Origin of the sequence: Trichocoleus sp. FACHB-46 (assembly GCF_014695385.1) — a bacterium.
Classification (GTDB): Bacteria; Cyanobacteriota; Cyanobacteriia; order FACHB-46; family FACHB-46; genus Trichocoleus.
In genome coordinates this window covers 86168-105399 of sequence record NZ_JACJOD010000024.1, presented here as the reverse complement: position 1 = coordinate 105399, position 19232 = coordinate 86168, and the positions used below count along the sequence as shown (strand labels likewise).

Sequence of the window (19232 nt, the reverse complement as noted above, 5' to 3'; positions counted from 1 at the left end):
AACGGTATTCCTGACTTGTTCAATTAGTGAGAAACAGCATCCTGTCCATTTAGCAAATCTTTTTGTTATGAGCCAGAGCCTATCCACCACTGACAAATCGACCACCCACAAATCGACTCGTTGGTTTGCGCTTGTACTAACTCTGATTTTAACCTTCCCCTTATTTGCTGCCTGTGGCGATTCTCAAGTCACCTCGCCTCAGCAACCGCCTACTTACAACACTCGTAATGACAGGCAATATGCGCCTCCCCGTAATGATACACGGGTAAACCAAGGGTTGAACAACAAGCAGAAAGTTGCCATTTTGGCTGGAGCAGCCGCGCTTTACTATCTTTACAATCAGCATCGCAACAAACAGGCGCAAGGGCCAGAAGGACAGTATTACCTCTCCAAAAATGGTCGAGTCTACTACCGGGATGCTCAGCGTAAGGTGCATTGGGTGACACCACCACGAGAAGGCATTCGAGTACCTGAAGCAGAAGCTCGACGCTATCAAGAGTTCCAAGGCTACAACGGTCGAGAAACAGGGCGCGACCTTCGCGATTTAGCCGCAAGTGGTGAGCCCGCTCCCGCTTATTAAATTAGGTTTAAGTAGCGATTAGTTGTTACAGGACACATTGAAAAACTGCTGCTCAGCGGTTGTCGATACAGGCTGAGATAGATTGAGCCTCCGTGAGCAGCTTGATAACCAAACTGAAATAGGAGATCCATCATGGTTGATGATTTTTTCCGGAGAATGCAGGATGCCCTACTGGGAGATGACCCAGATGTGAACTATGACCGCCGGGTCCGCCCGGCTAGTGAAGACCCCTACGGCGATCCAGCGGACCAACCTCCTTACGGTAATGTTCGCCCCGCTAGCGAAGATCCTTACGGTGACCCAGCTAACCAAGCTGGCTACGGTTACGATCCTTATGGTAATGTTCGGCCCGTCAGCGAAGACCCCTACGGCGACCCAGCTAACCAAGGTGGTTACGGCGTTGGTTATCAAGACCCCTACGGCAATGTCCGCCCGGCTAGCGAAGACCCCTACGGTGACCCTGCTGACCAAGCTGGCTATGGCACGGACCCATTTAGAAATATCCGCCCTGCCAGTGAAGACCCCTACGGCGATCCAGCAGATGACCCTCGCTACCGGAGAAACGTTCGTCCCGCCAGCGAAGACCCCTACGGTGACCCCGCTGACCAAGGCTGGTAAAGCAATTTAAATTGATTTTGTAATTCAAAAACTCCGCCTAGGAAAAACTGGACGGAGTTTTTAACTATTTGTAAGAGCCTGACGAGACGCGATCGCCCTTACTTTCGAGCCTTCACAAAGAAGGTCGTCATGTCTTGCCATACTCCTGCATCCGTTGCCAACTGCTCAATTTCTGCTCGATATTTCCTCTGAAGTTGCTCCAGTTGTTGAGCAGATAATAGAGATAAGGGATTACCTCTTGGGTAAAAACTACTTTCGCTCCAGCTTAATCTACCGTCATCTAAGCTCAAATAGCATCCAGACGGCTCAATTACAACCTCAATCTCTCTGAAACCCGATTGAAGCAACAAATTACGACACTTCTCAGGCGTGTTAAGCGGTTCGTTAATGTGAGGTAAGGAAAGATTGAATAGCTCTGTGTAAACTTTACCTTGGAGTGGGGCCAAGTAAGCAGTGTCAGCAGGACAGGTGAAAGCCACAAATCCTCCTGGTCTCAGAAACCGATACCACTTCTCTAAGGTTTTAGGAATATCAGGCAAATATGTGATTGCAGAGCAACAGAGAATTACGTCAAAGCTTTCGGGCATAAAGTCTACAGCTTCTGCATCTGCTTCAACGAACTCAATGTTTGTTAATCCTAGAGGTTCAACCTTCTGCTTAGCCTGAGCCAGCATCCCAGGAGAAAAATCGACTCCCACCACGTAACCCTGCACTCCAAGTTTCTGTGCTGCCGAAATTGCCACTAATCCGGTACCTGTAGCAATATCAAGCGCTCTTTGCTGCTTTTGCAAGGGTACGAAACTTAAGAGCTGGGCTGCTTCTTGAGGGTGTCGAGAACCTTCTTGGTCATAGGCAATTCTCTGATTAAAGAAATCAATCACCTGTTGCTTGTATTGATTCATGAACTTTGGAACTAGGCCTTTCTAAGCGATCACATATCGCCCTATCCAAATAATCACTCTAATTTCCCTTACGTCTCAAGCCGTTATCTATCTAATTGCAGAGGGCCAACCGAGCGAAACAGTTGCAGTCCCAAGGACACGCCCCATCCTTACTCCTGCGTTTCTGCCTATTTGTGGAGTGAGTTCAGATTTATCTTCGTTACCTTGGCAACTATAGAACTACAAACTATAGAACTGCAAAACAGAGAGGCAGGGCAATGGCTAACCAAACCTCATCTGGTGCCAAGTCAGGACCAGGTTCAGAACCAGGACTGAACGCGAGCCAACATGTGGACGCACCAGAACTGAATGAATATACCGATACCAATCCCGCATTGTTTAGTGACGAAGCGGAAGGAGCAGAAGAGATTGCGGATGATGACGTGCCTCAGGAAGTTACAGAATCCTATGGCACGGGGGTGAAAGATCAACCAGGTTGGACCACTGGTGGACGCACCATGTACAACCGTAGACAGGCCTATAACGAGACTAGCCCAGAGCTGAGCGGTGGGGATGTTGACGCAGCCTGGACCATGCATATGGAAGGCGAAGAAATGGTAGGCGGCACCGTCGCCACCCCAGACCAAGATATTGTGGATGACTTGGGTGCAGCGATGGGCACAGAAATGCGCGATCGCGAGGACTTCTATGGTAACGACAAATTTGCTCAGCGAGATGAGCATCGTTGGGACTTAGATCCTGCCTCTGCTGAGGATTACCAGAATCGACATCAAGAAGAGTAGGGATTCACCAAATTAGATTTGCAGTTATGTTGGGCAGGGTTCACCTGTCCAACTAAGCAAAGTTAACTGGGTGTCAGAGTAATTCCCTGACGGATTTGTCCCTGAGAGATTTGTAGTTATAAGGATACAGAGGTGATGCAACTTAAGCCAATTAGTCAGCAGGTAGTCGCGATCGTGGGTGCCTCTAGTGGCATCGGTCGCGAAGCAGCGCTGCAATTCGCTCAGCGAGGGGCCAAGGTAGTCGTAGCGGCTCGGAGCCAACCTGGGCTGGATTCTCTGGTGGAGGAGATCCAACGAGCGGGAGGTGACGCGATCGCTGTGGTTGCCGATGTCGCCGATATGCAACAGATGCAGGCGATCGCTGATAAGGCAGTAGAACGTTATGGTCGCCTAGATACTTGGGTGCATGCCGCTGCTACGGGTGTGCTGGCTCGCTTTGAGCAGATTACCCCAGAAGAATTTCAGCGGGTGATCGATGTCAACCTGATGGGGCAAGTTTACGGTGCGAAGGCAGCATTACCTTACTTAAGGCGAGAAGGTCGGGGTGCCCTGATTCATATCTCTTCTATGGAGGGTCGGCGGAGTTTGCCACTGCAAAGCCCTTATTGTGCGTCCAAACATGCACTGCAAGGAATGTTGGAGTCTCTGCGAGTAGAACTGCAACATGAAGGGATACCGATTAGCGTCACCAGTGTTCTGCCCTCTGTAATTAATACGCCGTATTACAACAAGGTAAAGACCAAGTTGGGTGTCAAGCCCACTGGAATTCCGCCTTATTATGATCCGCGTTTAGTCGTAGATGCAATTCTATATGTGGCTGAGCATCCCACCCGCGACTTTATTGTGGGAGATGTCGGTCGAGTGTTGGATGTGGCGCAGCGGATCTCTCCTCCTCTAATTGATGCCGTTTTAACAGTCGTGGGAATTCCAGGACAGCACACCACTGAGCCAGAATCAGAAGCATCTCCAGATAACGTTTTCGCTCCGATCGCCGCCGATCAAGGACTCGATCGCGTGGATGGTGATTTTGGCAACTTAGTTATTCCCAGCGTTTCCGACTGGTTCGCCATGCGATCGCCTTTTGCCTGGGGCGCAGTGGCGGGAACAGTGGCAGTCGGAGCATTGGCTTTGCTAGCCAACGGAATGTTCAACAATTCCCAACAACCTTAATAAGAACCTAACCCCCAGCCCCTTCCCTGATAGGGAAGGGAAGCCAGGAGCCAGAGCCATAAACCCTTTTCATAGCCCCTCTCCGACGCGGAGAGGGGTTGGGAGAGAGGTCATCTAATTTAACAACCGGAAATTTCTACCTCTTCATCTTTAGCCCAGTTAAAAAACCCAACCAAGGAGTTCTATATCATGCAACTTAAGCCGATCAACCAGCAAGTGGTTGCGATCGTCGGCGCTTCTAGTGGCATTGGCCGAGAAACCGCGCTGCAATTTGCTCGCGAAGGAGCCAAAGTCATTGTTTCCGCCCGGAACCAAGCAGGATTAGATTCCTTAGTTGAGGAAATTCGGCAAGCAGGCGGAGATGCCACGGCGATCGCCGCAGATGTACGGGAGTTTAGGCAAGTCCAGGCGATCGCAGACAAAGCAATTCAGCAATATGGCCGCCTCGATACCTGGGTGCATCTCGCCGCAGTAGAACTCTATGCTTCCTTTGAACAGACCACCCCGGAAGAGTTTAAGCAAATCATTGATATCAACTTGATGGGGCAAGTGTTTGGCGCGATGGCGGCTCTGCCCCATCTGAAGCGGGAAGGACGCGGGGCGCTGATTCATGTCTCTTCCGTGGAAGCGATCCGAGCCCTACCGCTGCAAAGTGCCTACGCTTCTTCTAAACATGGCATCAACGGCTTCCTGGAGTCGCTGCGGGTGGAACTGATGCACGACAAAGTGCCAGTCAGCGTTACTGAAGTGCAGCCTGCTTCGATCAATACACCCGTCTTTGACAAAGCTCGCACTAAGTTAGGGGTAAAGCCTATGGGGGTGCCTCCGCTCTATGCGCCCGCTGATGTGGCAAAAGTCATTCTTTATGTGGCCGAGCATCCGACGCGCGACATTGTGGTGGGAGATGCAGGTAAGGCGATCGCTCTACTCCAGCGGTTGTCACCCCAACTCGTGGATGCCTTCATGCGCCAGAGTGGGTTTGAGGCTCAGCGCACTGATAAACCCAAATCTGAAAATGCTCCTGACAACTTGTATGAGCCGATCTCTGGCTACGACCAAGTGAATGGAGAATTTCCCACTCAGCCCAGTCTGACCACTTGGCTCGATACTCACCCCACCGTCACTTGGGGGGCGATCGCAGCCACAGCCGCTTTGGGAGCAGCCGCACTCTTGGGTTGGGGCAACGAAGTTTAGATAAGTGAGGACGGAGAAACGACGATGGCAAAACAGCGTAAAACCAAACAGCAGATTCAGCAAATAGCGCAAGCGCAACTTGGCTACGAGCAACTCCGCCCTGGCCAAGCTGACGCGATCGCCGCTCTCCTAAAAGGACAGGACACGCTAGCTGTGATGCCCACGGGTTCGGGTAAATCTGCCATTTATCAACTCGCTGGGTTGCTGATTCCAGGCGCTACCGTGGTTGTTTCACCGTTACTCGCGTTGCAACAAGATCAAAAAGCAGCCATTGAAGCCCAGAAGTTAGCAGAGGTTGGCGTGGTCAACTCCACGATCGCCGAGGCTGAACGAGCCGCTGCCTTTGCACAGTTAGCCGAGTCGAATCTAGAGTTTCTATTTCTAGCCCCTGAGCAATTCAACAATGAGGAAGTGCTAGAGCAACTCCAAGCAGCCGCACCTTCGCTGTTTGTGGTCGATGAAGCCCATTGCATTAGTGAATGGGGCCATGATTTTCGACCCGACTATCTCCGCTTGGGTACGATAATTGAGGCTCTAGGTCATCCGCTGGTTCTGGCTTTGACTGCTACTGCCGCTCCCCCTGTGCGGGAGGAAATTGTCGATCGCCTAGGCATGCAAAAGGCCAAGGTTGTGGTGCAAGGGTTCGATCGCCCCAACATTTGGTTAGCGGTAGAACGTTACGAAGACACTCGTGAGAAACAGGAAGCCCTACTCGATCGCGTGGTGCGAGCTGAGAAACCAGGCATTGTCTATGTAGCCACTCGCAAACGAGCGGAGGAGCTAGCGGAAGCCCTCGAAGAGCAGGAGGTGAAAGCCGTGGTCTACCACGCTGGAAAATCTCCTCAAGTTCGTGAAGCTGCTTATCGCGCTTTTATGGATGATGAAGCAGAAGTGATCGTGGCGACGACTGCTTTTGGGATGGGTGTGGATAAACCAAATGTGCGCTTCGTTTTCCATTACGACATTAGCGACTCCATCGATTCCTACTATCAGGAGATCGGTCGAGCAGGACGCGATGGAGAATCGGCTCAGGCAGTTTTGTTCTACAACCCCGAAGACTTTAACCTGCGTCGCTTCTTTGCCAGTGGCGGCAAAATTGAGACTGAGGATGTGGAGCAAGTGGTGCAGGCGTTGCAAGAGCGCGAGGAACCAATGGCTCCCCGCGAACTGCAAGAAACTACGAACTTGTCCCGCTCCAAACTCAAAAATACCCTCAACCGTTTGGGCGAAGTGGGAGTCCTAGAGACTTTGCCTAACGGGGAAGTGGTACCCAACGAATCACTCCCTGACCTAGAAGAGGCCGTCGAGGAAGCAGTGCGCCTACAAGAACATCGCCAACAATATGTGCGATCGCGAATTGAAATGATGCGGGGCTATGCCGAAGTACGCGACTGCCGACGCCGTTTTGTCCTCAATTACTTCGGTGAAGGCCTTTCAGAATCTTGTGGTTTCTGTGATAACTGCAAAGCTGGAATCACGAATGAGCCAGAAACAGGTCATCAGCCTTTCCCCATCAACAGTCAGGTGGTGCATAAAAGCTGGGGCATAGGCACAGTCATGCGCTACGAAGGCGACAAAATCACTGTGCTATTTGAAACCGTTGGATACAAGACGTTAGGCGTGGGCATGGTGCTACTGCGTGGCTTGCTCAAGCGGATGGATACAGCTGTCGCAGATTCAACCATTAGGAGCTAATCCTTAAGGAGTTACAAACCACAAAGGGGATGGGATGAACACACAGTTAATTGAAAAGCAAATTCACTTCGCTGGATGCAATGTTTCCTATTTAATTGGGGGACCGATCACCGCTACACCACCAATCTTGTTTGTGCATGGCTGGGGCGTTTCGGTAGAACCCTATCAAGAGATGCTGAGCCTCTTGGCCCAACGGTATCGGGTGATCGCTCCCTACTTACCCAATCTGGGCAAAACAACGGGACCAAAATCTGTCTGGAATTACGATGATTACACCCAATTTTTAATCGACTTTATTAACATTCTTAATTTAGAAAAAGTGCATCTGATCGGTCACTCCCTAGGCGGTGGCATTTCGGCCCAAGTTTCCGCCACGCTGCCTGGTGTCGTAGATAGCTTGGTGTTGATTGATAGCACAGGGATTCCTTCTGGCACTATTCCAACTGTGTTGCCGCGTCGCTTGGTGGAAATGTTAGGTCAGATGCCTCAAGCTCGGTTGCCGCAGCTTCAGCAGATTTTTCAAGCTTTTACATACAACTGTTTCTTTCATCTCCAGAATGTCGTTGAAACCCTGAAGGTAGCTTTGGAAGGAGACCTGAAACCGTTACTTCCCCAGATCCAAGCGCCTTGTCTCTTACTTTGGGGTGGTCAGGATTTAACAACCCCTCTAAGCGTGGCTCAAGAGTTTTTAGGTCATATCCCTAACTCTCAGCTTGTTGTCGTTGACGAAGGATTTCATGAATGGAATTTATTCCTTGTGGAAAAATCTAGCAGCATTATCTTGAATTTTCTGGATGGCATCGAAGCAAAGCAGCAGGGAGGTATAAAGCTTGATGAGTTCCTTATTCAGCGTTGATTGGCGAGAGCTATTTGTCCCTAACCTCTCTTTGGTTGAGCTTTTTGTGCGGGGTTCAATTGTTTATCTAGTGTTGTTTGGGGTTCTGCGATCGCTCCCCAGTCGGCAATTAGGCAGCTTGGCAATTACAGATTTGTTAGTCGTAGTTTTATTTGCTGAGGCTGCTCAGAACGCGATGGCGCGGGACTACACTTCCATTACAGAAGGGGCGGTTCTGATTGGCACCGTCATTTTTTGGAGCTACGCTCTCAATTGGTTAGGCTTTCGTTTTCCAGCGGTGCAGCAATTCCTCAATCCCCCACCCTTGCTCTTAGTTGAAAAAGGTAAACTGTTACGGCGCAACCTGCGGCGAGAACTGATCACCGAAGATGAATTAATGAGTCAATTTCGCCAACAAGGGATTGAAGAACTTGCAGATGTCAAGGCTGCTTATATGGAAGCGGATGGCAGTGTTAGTGTCATCCCAGAGAAGCCTCGATCTGTGGCTTATCGGACTTTGAAGCGTGACGTTGTGACCAAAGGAGCTGAATAGACCAGGGGGCAAGAACGGCGCTAGCTCAGCGAGTAGGACTGCACCAGAGCCAGCATTCCTTCTGGCAACGTAGCCCCATGCAACTTCGCCCCTGTTAGATTGATGCCTGTCCATTGAGTATGGCTTAAATCTGCGGCAGTCAAAATAGCATCTGTCAGGTCAGCCCGGATTAAACTGGCACCTAGCAGGTCAGCACTGCTCAAATCTACGCCTTGCAACGTTGCTCCAATCAGATCTGCTTCATATAAGTGAGCCCGTCGCAGATTAGCCTGATACAGATTCGCTCCGTGTAAGTCGGCTTCTCCTAAACTAGCGCGGCTGAGATTGGCTTGAACTAAGTTTGCTGCTTTTAGTTTCGCCCCTACTAAATTAGCTCGACTGAGATCAGCTTTGACTAAATCAGCTCGGGTCAAATTAGCCACTCTCAAAATTGCGTCTATCAAACGGGCTCGGCTCAGAATGGCACCCGTTAAATTAGCGCCTGTTAGGTTAGCACCACTCAGGTCAGCGCCGCTGAGATCAGCGCCACTCAGGTTCGCGCCTACTAAATCAGCTCCTTTCAGGCTAATTCCCCTTAGAATGACTGCCTGTAGCGGTGCTTTTGGTAGTTCTATGGCACCAAAATCCTTCTCACCCGCTGTATAACGCTTTAGCAGCTCATTCACATTCATTCTGACTCACACCTTATCCCTAGGAAGCTATGGGGATCATAGCCCAACCTCTCTAAGGTGGAAGTGCGTAGTGTGATACAAGGACAGGGCGATCGCCTTAACCTAATATTTGCAGAATATCTTTGGGAACGGAGAGAGAGGGATTCGAACCCTCGTTAAGTTGCCCTAAACAGCATTTCCAGTGCTGCGCCTTCAACCACTCGGCCATCTCTCCTGGGGGGTCTGTACTGCTTATTTCAGCACAGGATTTCTATCTTAGCAAATACTACCAGAAGTGGCTAGGTTTTGGCGAGTTATTTCTAAATAAGCTTCCATCATTTACTTTTACTGACCTAGATCTGACTTTTATCTGACTTTTACCGCTATAAACAAAAATCTGCATCAGCTAATGTAATTTATATCACCCGCTTGAGAAGCTACGTTTTCGTAAGGCATCTAGCCAATTGCCTATCGCTGACGCTGTTACTAACGACACTAGACTGACTGGCGCTAGTAACACCACTGACTTTTCTCTGAAATTATTCACCTACCTATTGCTCTATGTCTTCTCTAGGAGTTGAGTTCAACCCCTATTTCGGCTTGGAGGAAAAGCTTTGAACTCGAAGGCTCAGATGAGCAACTCATTTCCACTCTCTACCTCTGCTGTAGCGGTGGACTCAGAGCGATCGCCTGCCCCTAGCTTAGAACAGCAGGTTGCCAGGCTGGATTTGGCGCTGTTACAGGTTGTCCTGAATTCATTAGGCCAAGGGTTTGTGGTGGTGTCCCCCACCCTCCAGCTGATTTATTGGAATCAGCGGGCGGTAGAACTGTGCCGTTGGTTCCCGCCCTCGCGCTCAACTTTGCCAGAGGAGCTGGAAACCTTTTGCCGCCTCTTTCTGCGACGTAACTGCCCAGAAAGCCAGGTGGTCTTAGCGGATTACCAAATTGAGCCGACGATGAGACTACAAGTTTCGGCTCGCTGGCTCAAAGGTCTACCCAACTCCGGTGAACCAACTGCGGCTGCTAACCTAGAGCAGGCAATCTTAATTGTGCTGCAAGATCGCCAAGCCATCTTAGAAGAAGAATTGCAGTTGGTGCAAACCCAACTGGAACTAACCAAGCGAGAAGCCGAGATTTGGCTGTTGCTGAAACAGGAGTATAGCTACCAAGAGATCGCTCAAACCTTGCAAGTCAGCCTTAACACCGTCAAAACTCATATCAAAAATCTTTACTCGAAAAAACGGATTTATCAGTGCTAAGCGCCTAGATTTGTCTCAGGGATGGTCAAAAGCTGGCACAGTTATAGATAGTCCATTGTCATTGTGGCACTGAGTTTTCTGCGGAAATTCTCTGCTACTGAATGGACAAATCCCTGATTGCAGTGCTTGCGCGCTTTGAGATTCATGACCCGTTCCTATTCTGTTCGCATCCATTACCGCCAGAAAGGTACCCACCACACGGTTCAGGTACCAGAAGATCGCTATATCCTGCATAGCGCCGAGAACCAAGGGGTAGAGCTGCCCTTTGCTTGTCGCAATGGGGCTTGCACGAGCTGTGCGGTGCGCGTTGTCTCTGGTGAACTCGCTCAGCCGGAAGCAGTGGGTCTTTCTCCCCATTTGCGCGATCGCGGCTATGCCTTGCTCTGTGTCAGCTACCCCCGCTCTGATTTAGAGGTAGAAACTCAAGACGAAGATGAAGTCTATGAGCTGCAATTTGGTCGCTATTTTGGCAAAGGCAAGATCAAAGTAGGTCTGCCTTTGGACGAAGACTAGAATTGCCGCTTGAGGATTTGAGGTTTTAGATTTGAGATTGAGAGTGAGCCAAGACCAGGAGCGATCGCGTTTCCAGAGCTGGCGGTGGTGGCAAAGGTTGGGAGTTGGCTGCGGCCTCTGGTTGCTAGTAGCTTCACTGACAGCCTGCCAAAGCCCGATGTCAGCTCAAGGCACCTTAGTAAAAGTGGAGCAGATCGCCAATGGACAGGCGATTGAGATCAGTCCTGCTAATAACTCCCCTGGTACACCGGAACGAGTACGGCTGATTGGCATTGATGCGCCAGATTTAGCCCAGCAACCTTGGGGACCCGCTGCTAAGCAACAACTAGAGCGTCTGATCGGCAGTAAGCCTGTGCTACTAGAACCTGGGCTAGAATCCCGTGACCGCTATGAACGAACACTGGCCTATGTTTGGCTAGATGGCAAGCTACTCAACGAAAAGCTAGTAGAAGCGGGCTATGCGTTGGCAGTACCGCGATCGCCCAATACCAAGTACGACCAGCGATTAAAGCGTGCCCAAGAAAAAGCCAGACTCATGGGGGTGGGCATTTGGAACCCTAACGAACCCATGCGCCTGACTCCGGCGGAATTTCGCGCCCAAAATCGCTAGTTAATGCACACCTTCGAGTTGCTTCTCTGGTTCTGGAGCCTCGTTGGGGATGCCTAGGATGTCGTTATAGAGATTGGAGTACTCTCTAGCAGATTTATCCCAGCTAAAGTCGGTGTGCATGCCGCGCTGCTGCATTTCTTGCCATTGCGGCTTGAAGCGGAAGCCTTCCCAAGCGCGCACCATACAGGTATAGAGATCCAGCGGTTCGTAGCGATCGAAGCAGTAGCCCGTACCTGTATGATTCATCGGGTCGTGGTGGCTGACGGTATCTACCAGACCACCTGTGCGGCGCACAATCGGGACACAGCCATACCGCATTGCCAGCATTTGGCTAATGCCACAAGGCTCAAACCGAGAAGGCATTAGGAAAGCATCTGATCCGGCGTAGATGCGCCGCGCTAAAGCATCGTTGTAAAGCAAATAAGCCGCCATCCGACCGGGATAGCGAGAAGCAATTTGCCACATCTGGGTTTCATAGTAGCGATCGCCCGTTCCCAACAAAATAAACTGGGAATCTGTGTAAGACATAAAGCGATCGAGCACTTGAATAATTAAGTCGATGCCCTTCTGCTCCACCAATCGGGTCACAATGCCAATCAAGAAAGCTTTAGAGTTGACTTCTAACCCCACTTCTTCTTGGATCGCAATCTTGTTAGCAGGACGGCGATCGAGCGTATCAGCATTAAAAGTTTGCGTCAGGCGCTTATCCGTTTCTGGATTGTAAGAATCCATGTCAATGCCATTGACAATGCCGCTCAGCTTGCCACTAATGAAAGATAACAACCCCTCCAGCGTTTCCCCGTAAGCAGCCGTTTGGATTTGCTGGGCGTAGGTGGGCGAAACGGTAGTGACTCGGTCGGCATACTGCACGGCTGCCGCCATTGTGTTATGACCTTGCATATACCAAGGGCACCAAGTCATTTGCTCTAGCTTCCAGCGCCACGGCCCTTGGTAAGCCAGGTTATGAATCGTGAACACGGTGCCAATATCAGACGTTTGGTGCATCCAGACAGGGATCATGCCTGTATGCCAATCGTGGCAGTGAATAATGTTCGGCTTCCAATAGTTCCAAGCAAACTCAGCCGCTCCATTGGAAAACAGGGTGAACCGCCAATCCTCGTCCTCACCAGAGTAAATATGCCGGGGTAGGAAGGCTGGGTGGCTAAACAAATACAGGGGTACATCAGTCCCAGGAAGCACACTTTCGTAAACAGAAAATGTCTGGAACATGGCGCTACCCGACCAAACAGGCTCGGCTGGAATTGACATCTTATCTGGCAGGAAGCCGTAGTAGGGCATAAAGATGCGGACATCGTGGCCCATCTGGCGCAACACTTGTGGTAGGGCACCCACAACATCTCCCATCCCACCCACTTTGGCAACTGGGGCTGCTTCTGCGGCAACAAACAGAATTCGCATGTTAATTCCTGTATCCCCTGAAATGGTTAGCTGAACAGGTCAGATTGGCAAATTGGCCGAACTGGTAACGTCATCATACCGACTCCTGCCACTTTCTCTCTAGCTGACTAGATGGCGATCGCACTCCATGCCCTATTTCTCTGCAAACTTCACAAAAAAAGGCACCCACGAGAGGTGCCACTACAGTACAAGGCAAAACTAAGTTAGCTACGCATTTCAGCAGTAATCTGATTCAAGATTTCTTGGGCACCTTGCTGCTTGGCCTGGTTGGCTAGCTCTGTACCTAAGCGTTCGGCTTCAGTGGCAGGGCCTGTAATGCTCTCTTTGATGATGGTTTGGCCGTCTAAGCTGGCAACTAGTCCGGTGAGGGTAAGGGCATCGCCGTTAATCTCGGTGTTCACGCCGATGGGTACTTGGCAACCCCCTTCGAGTTCGCGCAAGAAGGCGCGTTCGGCATAGCAGCGTTGCGCGGTAGGAGTGTGCTCTAAAGCTTTGATCACGTTCAGCACTTCTGCGTCGCCTTCACGGCACTCAATCCCCAAGGCACCTTGGCCCACAGCGTGGAGAGACACCTCAGAAGGAATAGCTTGGTGAATGCGATCGCCCATGCCCAAGCGATGCAGACCTGCGACTGCCAAGATCAAAGCGTCATACTCACCTGCATCCAGTTTGGCGAGGCGGGTGTTGAGGTTGCCGCGCACGTCTTTGAAGCTGAGGTGGGGATAGTGGTGACGCAGTTGGGCCAAGCGACGTAGCGAGGAGGTGCCGATGACGGCTCCAGCGGGTAGGGTGGCGAGCTGTTTGTCTTTATGCTTTTCGTGAACCACTAGAGCGTCGGCGGGGTTTTCGCGCTCGGTGACGCAACCTAGCATCAGTCCTTCGGGTAGGCGAGTGGGTAAATCTTTGAGGGAGTGGACGGCAAAGTCAATCTCGTTGTTGATCATGCCTAGCTCTAGTTCTTTGGTGAACAGCCCTTTGTCACCAATTTTGGCGAGCGCAACATCAAGAATTTTGTCGCCTTGAGTGCTCATGGTGTGCACTTCAAATGTCCGATCCGGGAAGGCTTTTTGTAACTGTTCCTGAACCCAGTAGGTCTGAACTAAAGCCAACTGACTTTTACGCGAACCGATGCGGATTGTGCGAGCAGGACTGGAAACAGCGGAGGACATAAGGCAGTGCAGTGAAAGGGTTTTCTTAAAGTCACTCTTTCCAGATTACCGCAGCGATGGACAGCAGGGGCTTGAATGACTGCTGTTGAATGGTTACAGATGATTAAGTTGGTGGGTGTTGTTGGTTTTGGGAAAATCCGAACCCTTGGGGGCGCTTGCCCCCAAACCCCCGCTGAGGGACGGCTGTGTCCCCCAGACCCCCTCCAGAAGTGAATTTTTGTGGGGTGTGCGAGATTGGGTTATTTGAGTTTTTGCTTGATGAATCCGGTGATTTGGACGAGTTGTTTTTTCAAGCTGTCGATGTCTGTTTGCATCTGATCGAGCTTGGCGTTGAGGGCTGGGATGGCTGAGTTGGAAGTGGTGGTAGCAGTGGAAGTGGTGGCGGGTTTGGGAGTGGCGATCGCGGCTGGCTTTGGAGTTCGGGATTTGGCGATCGCGGCGCGTAAGGCTCCAATTAAGGCTTTTTGGCCGAAGGGTTTCTCGATGAACTCGAAGCGATCGAATAAGTCTGGCACTTTCTCGACGACTTCTTCTTTGCGTCCTGACATCAATACGAGCGGGATGCTTTGGAGTTCTGGTTGAGCTTGCATTTGCTCTAGTACTTCCCAGCCATTCATTCGCGGCATGAAGAAGTCGAGTAATACGATGTTGGGACGAATTTTGCGAATTAAATCTAGGCCCTCAACTCCGTCTTTGGCTTCTAAAAACTCAAAGCTGCCTTGTGGCAACATGTCTCGCACTTGCATGCGAATGGTTTTTCCATCATCGATGACTAAAATTTTTTGATTTGCCATGACTGATTACTACATGACTGATTACTAAGAGTTGAGGGTCGCCCTAGGGCTACGTGGAGATTGAGTCTGCTTCAGTTTTCACGTTGCTCAAGAATTAATTAGCAGATTGAAACAATTTTTAGTGATTTAAACCATAAAAAAACTGCATTCATGAGCCTCAAATACTGAGCAACATGAATGCAGTTATCTAACTCTGGAAGGAAATGTGATTTAAAGAGTGATTGAAATATTTGAGAGGGCTAAGAGATTTAGCTTGCCATCAAAATTTTTGATTTGAAAGCTCTGAGGCTAACTTACAAACCTGTTTCGCTGTCGTGCTCAGCAGTTGCGGAGTCAACACCCATTGGGGAAACTAGGTCACGGAAGAGGGTGATTTGCTGCTGGAATTGTAGACCTTTGATTTGCTCTAGCAGACTTTGAGCTTCAGGGGCGAGTTGATAGTCAGCAGGCAATGGACTGATAATGCCAGCATCCATCCCCTGAGCTAAGCGATACCAGAACAACAACTTGGTAGTGTCGCCTATAGAGCCATACTCACGAGCCAGCAAACCGTTTTTGTGTGTGATTAAATCACGTTGCAGTTGTAGTTGCTCTTCATGGGACATGTCCTTGACTTGGTTGAACAGCCCTTCAGCGATTTCAGGAGAAACGGTGCTAGCGCCAGGAGCAGCAGGCGTAATGGCTCCACCCATCTCTTTGTAAATGAAATAGAACAGCGCCAATTGCTGATCCACATCTAAGCTTTGGAAGGCTTCTACATTACTTCTAATCGTTTCGTCTTTCGTGAATGTCATCGGGATCTCACTTATACAACTCCTGCAAGGTAACAGGGGATTTACATCTCTTAAACCCACTGAAGATAGAGGTAGCCAAACCTTACTACAGACAGAGGAAAAGTCTTAAAGGAAGCAGAACATGAGGGATAGTAGGTCGCACTTTGTCTGCGCCTATCTCAACCAGAAGAGTAGTTTGCGAGCGCACGTTTAGCAGACAAGGTTGCCACTATCACCGGAGCAGGCACAGGAATTAGCGAAGCGATCGCCCACCAGTTTTGCCAAGCAGGAGCCAAAGACGGCTTAAAAAATAGAGAGATTCATTTTGTGAAGTAAGCGATCGCTACCATTCATTTGAGGAGAACAGATCGTATGCAACTGGCAGGGAGAGTGGCACTAGTCACAGGAGCCGGATCTGGAATTGGTAAAGCCGCAGCTCAACTCCTGGCAAAAGAAGGAGCCAAAGTAGCCGCCTTAGGCCGCAGTGACGATGATGTGCAACAGACCCTAGAAGAGATTCAAAAATCGGGTGGAGAAGCCATCCCAGTACTAGCTGACATCTCACAACCTGAGGCGATGCAGCAAGCGATTCAGGCGATCGCAGATAAATGGGGCAGATTAGATATTGTCTTTGCCAACGCTGGCATCAACGGCGTCTGGACTGCCTTAGAAGAACTAGACCCCGACGAGTGGGACAAAACCCTCAACATTAATCTCAAAGGCACCTTTCTCACCGTCAAATACGCCATCCCTCTGCTGAAGAAACAAGGCGGCTCCGTGATTGTTACCTCCTCCGTCAACGGCACCCGCATGTTCAGCAACACCGGAGCCACCGCCTACGCCTGCTCCAAAGCTGGCCAGGTTGCCTTCACTAAAATGGCTGCGCTGGAACTCGCCGAACACCGGATTCGCGTCAACGTCATCTGCCCCGGAGCCATCACTACCAACATCGACGAAAACACCGAACGCCGCGCCCTAGAAGACATCCAAGAACCCGTCGAATTCCCGGAAGGCAAAATTCCCCTCACCGACGGCAAACCAGGCACCTCCGAACAAGTCGCCCAGCTCGTCCTCTTCCTCGCCTCCGACAACTCCAGCCACATCACAGGTACAGAAGTCTGGATCGATGGCGCTCAATCGCTGTTGCAAGGGTAGTGTGGATCTCCTTGCTGTGAGGCCTAACCCCCAGCCCCTTCCCTGGCAGGGAAGGGGAGCCAGAGAAGCCAGAATTAAAACATAGCCACCTCACACAGAAGTTACCTCTGGAGGGGGTCTGGGGGACGCAGCCGTCCCTCAGTGGGGGTTTGGGGGCAAGCGCCCCCAAGGGCTCGGATTTCCCAGACTTAAACCGATAAAAATCAGGTTGAACCCACATGCCACAAGTATTTGGAAAACTCCCCACCACCACACAACCCTGGTCTACCATTGGCGCAGTTCAATCCATTCAAAAAGACGATCGCACCCTTCACCTCGATTGTGGTGGCCCTAAACTCGCGATCACCATTCTCGCCCCTAACCTGATTCGCGTCCGCCTTGCCCCCACAGGCACCTTTCAACCTCGTCGCTCCTGGGCCGTCACCAAAGACGACCAAGACTGGCCCGCTACCTCCTTTGATCTAGAAGAAACTCCTTCCACGATCGAAATCAAAACAGCCCAGATCCGAGTTTCAATTCAGCGAGATACCGCTCAATTCACCTGCTTTGACAACCAAAATCGTCCCTTTGCCCAAGATATAGCTCCTGGGATGGCTTGGCGGGCAGGCGCGATCGCCGCATGGAAACAGATTGAAGCCGACGAACACTTCTACGGATTTGGAGAGCGCACTGGATTTCTCGATAAACTCGCCGAAGTCAAAACCAACTGGACCACAGACGCCCTGGACTACGGTTCTCTCAGCGATGAGATGTACCAAGCCATTCCCGTCTTTATGGCACTGCGGCCCGAAGTAGGCTATGGAATTTTCTTCAACAGCACCTATTGGAGCCAGTTTGACATTGGCGCAGATCAAGCAGGGGTGTGGCGAATGGAAACCCGTGGCCCAGAACTCGACTACTACATCATCTACGGCCCCACGCCAGCACAAATCATTCATACCTATACAGAGCTAACCGGACGGATGTCCCTGCCACCGCAGTGGGCGATCGGCTATCACCAATGCCGCTGGAGCTACGAATCTGAAGATGTGGTGCAAACAATTGCCCATGAGTTTCGAGAACGCCGCATTCCCTGCGATGTCATCCACCTCGACATCGACTACATGAATGGCTATCGGGTCTTCACTTGGAGTCCCAAACGCTTTCCCCAACCTGACAAACTGATTCGCAACTTGGCTGAGGATGGATTTAAGACTGTAACCATCGTTGATCCTGGGGTGAAATACGAGCCAGAAGCCGACTATACTGTGTTCGACCAAGGACTAGAAAAAGACTACTTTGTCCGGAAAGCTGATGGACAACTAGTTCACGGTTACGTCTGGCCCAGCAAAGCGGTCTTTCCCGATTTCTTACGCCCAGAAGTTCGCAGTTGGTGGGCTGACTGGCACAAAAACCTGACCGAAGCAGGTGTAGCAGGGATCTGGAACGACATGAACGAGCCTGCTTTAGACGATCGCCCCTTTGGAGACAACGGAAACAAAATTTGGTTTCCCCTTGATGCACCGCAAGGACCGAAGGATGAGCAGGCTACTCACGCCGAAACCCACAACCTCTATGGCTTAAACATGGCACAAGCCTCGGCTCAAGCCCTGGAAAAACTACGTCCCACTGAACGCTCCTTTGTCCTGACGCGATCGGGTTATGCAGGGGTTCAGCGCTGGTCTTCTGTCTGGATGGGGGATAACCAATCATTGTGGGAGCATTTAGAAATGTCCCTGCCCATGCTCTGCAACATGGGGCTATCAGGAGTGCCGTTTGTTGGGTGTGATATTGGGGGGTTTGCAGGCAATGCCACCGCTGAGCTGTTTGCCCGCTGGATGCAGGTAGGGATGCTGTACCCCTTAATGCGGGGTCACTCCTCGATGGGTACAGCTCAGCATGAACCCTGGGTATTTGGCGATCGCGTGGAAGCCATCTGCCGCGAATATATTGAACTGCGCTATCGATTGCTGCCTTATCTCTACAGCCTGTTCTGGTCAGCCGCAACCACAGGAGAACCGATTCTGCGACCGCTGCTCTACCAGTACCCAAACGACCCCAAAACTTACAGCTTGTACGACCAAGTGTTGCTTGGTCCTTCCTTGATGGCAGCGCCAGTTTACCGTCCGGGTGTGGAGTGTCGAGCTGTTTATTTGCCAGCAGGGACTTGGTACGACTGGTGGAGTGGAGAGCAGTTTGAAGGGCCAACCCATATTCTGGCTGACGCACCGCTAGAACGGATGCCGCTTTATGTCGCCGCCGGGAGCATCATCCCAATGGCTCCTGTGATGCAGTATGTGAATGAGCGATCGCTAGACGAACTCAGACTAAGAGTTTGGCCCGGAACTGGCGAGTGGACTCATTATGAAGATGATGGTCATACCTTTGAGTATCGGGATGGTGCTTGGGCTACGACTCACTATCGCGTCTTCCCAGAAGGTCAGCAACCCGTGGTAGAAATTGCAGCGCGTCAAGGCAAATGGACACCCAGCGATCGCGAAATTATTGTGGAACTCGTGGGCATCGGTGAACAGCGCTTCAAGGATGACGGTACAGCCCGCCGCCTCACCTTCTAAATCGAG

20 protein-coding genes and 1 tRNA gene are annotated in these 19232 nt (G+C 50.8%); 14 read left to right on the top strand and 7 right to left on the bottom strand.

Features of this window, described 5'->3' with window-relative positions; genetic code table 11:
• Positions 1-67 precede the first annotated feature (67 nt).
• Together H6F72_RS14375 and H6F72_RS14370 are read left to right on the top strand one after the other, a co-directional pair.
• Complete coding sequence (locus tag H6F72_RS14375) at positions 68-580, top strand: hypothetical protein (RefSeq protein ID WP_190436682.1); 513 nt, start codon at positions 68-70, stop codon at positions 578-580.
• A gap of 132 nt (positions 581-712) precedes the next feature.
• Positions 713-1198, top strand: a complete 486-nt coding sequence (locus H6F72_RS14370; RefSeq protein ID WP_190436679.1) for a hypothetical protein — start codon at positions 713-715, stop codon at positions 1196-1198.
• 98 nt (positions 1199-1296) lie between these two features.
• On the opposite strand, the gene H6F72_RS14365 is transcribed toward H6F72_RS14370, so the two are convergent.
• Positions 1297-2100 (bottom strand): class I SAM-dependent methyltransferase, encoded by an 804-nt coding sequence (locus H6F72_RS14365; protein ID WP_190436677.1) that lies wholly within the window; start codon positions 2098-2100, stop codon positions 1297-1299.
• Between the two features lie 257 nt (positions 2101-2357).
• Between H6F72_RS14365 and H6F72_RS14360 the strand changes: the two genes are divergently transcribed.
• The 6 genes from H6F72_RS14360 to H6F72_RS14335 all read left to right on the top strand — a co-directional run bounded on the left by H6F72_RS14360 (position 2358) and on the right by H6F72_RS14335 (position 8329).
• Complete coding sequence (locus H6F72_RS14360; protein WP_242016941.1) at positions 2358-2882, top strand: DUF6335 family protein; 525 nt, start codon at positions 2358-2360, stop codon at positions 2880-2882.
• Between the two features lie 135 nt (positions 2883-3017).
• Positions 3018-4052: an SDR family oxidoreductase gene (locus H6F72_RS14355; RefSeq protein WP_190436674.1), complete on the top strand. Its 1035-nt coding sequence runs from the start codon at positions 3018-3020 to the stop codon at positions 4050-4052.
• 189 nt (positions 4053-4241) lie between these two features.
• On the top strand, positions 4242-5246 hold the full coding sequence (locus H6F72_RS14350; protein ID WP_190436671.1) for an SDR family oxidoreductase: 1005 nt from the start codon (positions 4242-4244) through the stop codon (positions 5244-5246).
• 24 nt (positions 5247-5270) lie between these two features.
• Complete coding sequence (locus tag H6F72_RS14345; RefSeq protein ID WP_190436668.1) at positions 5271-6941, top strand: ATP-dependent DNA helicase RecQ; 1671 nt, start codon at positions 5271-5273, stop codon at positions 6939-6941.
• A gap of 34 nt (positions 6942-6975) precedes the next feature.
• Complete coding sequence (locus H6F72_RS14340) at positions 6976-7797, top strand: alpha/beta fold hydrolase (RefSeq protein ID WP_190436665.1); 822 nt, start codon at positions 6976-6978, stop codon at positions 7795-7797.
• Positions 7775-8329 carry a DUF421 domain-containing protein gene (locus H6F72_RS14335; RefSeq protein WP_190436663.1) on the top strand — a complete coding sequence of 185 codons (555 nt, stop codon included), beginning with the start codon at positions 7775-7777 and terminating at the stop codon, positions 8327-8329. The genes H6F72_RS14340 and H6F72_RS14335 overlap by 23 nt, the downstream gene beginning before the upstream one ends.
• 20 nt (positions 8330-8349) lie before the next feature.
• Here the strand turns inward: H6F72_RS14335 and H6F72_RS14330 are convergent, their stop codons facing one another.
• Complete coding sequence (locus H6F72_RS14330; protein WP_190436660.1) at positions 8350-9000, bottom strand: pentapeptide repeat-containing protein; 651 nt, start codon at positions 8998-9000, stop codon at positions 8350-8352.
• Positions 9001-9129: 129 nt separating this feature from the next.
• Positions 9130-9214, bottom strand: a tRNA-Ser gene (locus H6F72_RS14325).
• Positions 9215-9611: 397 nt separating this feature from the next.
• On the opposite strand from H6F72_RS14325, the gene H6F72_RS14320 reads away from it, so the two are divergent.
• From H6F72_RS14320 to H6F72_RS14310, 3 genes are all read left to right on the top strand, one after another.
• Positions 9612-10238 (top strand): LuxR C-terminal-related transcriptional regulator, encoded by a 627-nt coding sequence (locus tag H6F72_RS14320; RefSeq protein WP_206755442.1) that lies wholly within the window; start codon positions 9612-9614, stop codon positions 10236-10238.
• Between the two features lie 144 nt (positions 10239-10382).
• A complete protein-coding gene (locus tag H6F72_RS14315) occupies positions 10383-10751 on the top strand; it encodes a 2Fe-2S iron-sulfur cluster-binding protein (protein WP_190436655.1) in 369 nt (122 codons plus the stop codon).
• Positions 10752-10794: 43 nt separating this feature from the next.
• Complete coding sequence (locus tag H6F72_RS14310) at positions 10795-11361, top strand: thermonuclease family protein (protein WP_199299094.1); 567 nt, start codon at positions 10795-10797, stop codon at positions 11359-11361.
• Here H6F72_RS14310 and glgA read toward each other — a convergent pair whose 3' ends face one another.
• Positions 11362-12780: a glycogen synthase GlgA gene (gene glgA / locus H6F72_RS14305; protein WP_190436652.1), complete on the bottom strand. Its 1419-nt coding sequence runs from the start codon at positions 12778-12780 to the stop codon at positions 11362-11364. It abuts the gene before it with no gap.
• Between the two features lie 203 nt (positions 12781-12983).
• A complete protein-coding gene (gene hemC, locus H6F72_RS14300) occupies positions 12984-13949 on the bottom strand; it encodes a hydroxymethylbilane synthase (RefSeq protein WP_190436649.1) in 966 nt (321 codons plus the stop codon).
• A 75-nt stretch (positions 13950-14024) separates the two neighbouring features.
• Here hemC and H6F72_RS14295 point away from each other — a divergent pair, with 75 nt between their 5' ends.
• Positions 14025-14162, top strand: a complete 138-nt coding sequence (locus H6F72_RS14295; protein WP_190436647.1) for a hypothetical protein — start codon at positions 14025-14027, stop codon at positions 14160-14162.
• 26 nt (positions 14163-14188) lie between these two features.
• Here the strand turns inward: H6F72_RS14295 and H6F72_RS14290 are convergent, their stop codons facing one another.
• Together H6F72_RS14290 and H6F72_RS14285 are read right to left on the bottom strand one after the other, a co-directional pair.
• Positions 14189-14743, bottom strand: a complete 555-nt coding sequence (locus tag H6F72_RS14290; RefSeq protein ID WP_190436643.1) for a response regulator — start codon at positions 14741-14743, stop codon at positions 14189-14191.
• Positions 14744-15036: 293 nt separating this feature from the next.
• Positions 15037-15537 carry an orange carotenoid protein N-terminal domain-containing protein gene (locus H6F72_RS14285; protein WP_190436639.1) on the bottom strand — a complete coding sequence of 167 codons (501 nt, stop codon included), beginning with the start codon at positions 15535-15537 and terminating at the stop codon, positions 15037-15039.
• 351 nt (positions 15538-15888) lie between these two features.
• On the opposite strand from H6F72_RS14285, the gene H6F72_RS14280 reads away from it, so the two are divergent.
• Both H6F72_RS14280 and H6F72_RS14275 read left to right on the top strand, forming a co-directional pair.
• The gene (locus tag H6F72_RS14280; protein ID WP_190436636.1) at positions 15889-16671 is read left to right on the top strand and encodes an SDR family NAD(P)-dependent oxidoreductase; all 783 of its coding nucleotides are present in this window, start codon (positions 15889-15891) and stop codon (positions 16669-16671) included.
• Between the two features lie 218 nt (positions 16672-16889).
• Complete coding sequence (locus H6F72_RS14275; RefSeq protein WP_190436633.1) at positions 16890-19226, top strand: glycoside hydrolase family 31 protein; 2337 nt, start codon at positions 16890-16892, stop codon at positions 19224-19226.
• Positions 19227-19232: the final 6 nt, after the last annotated feature.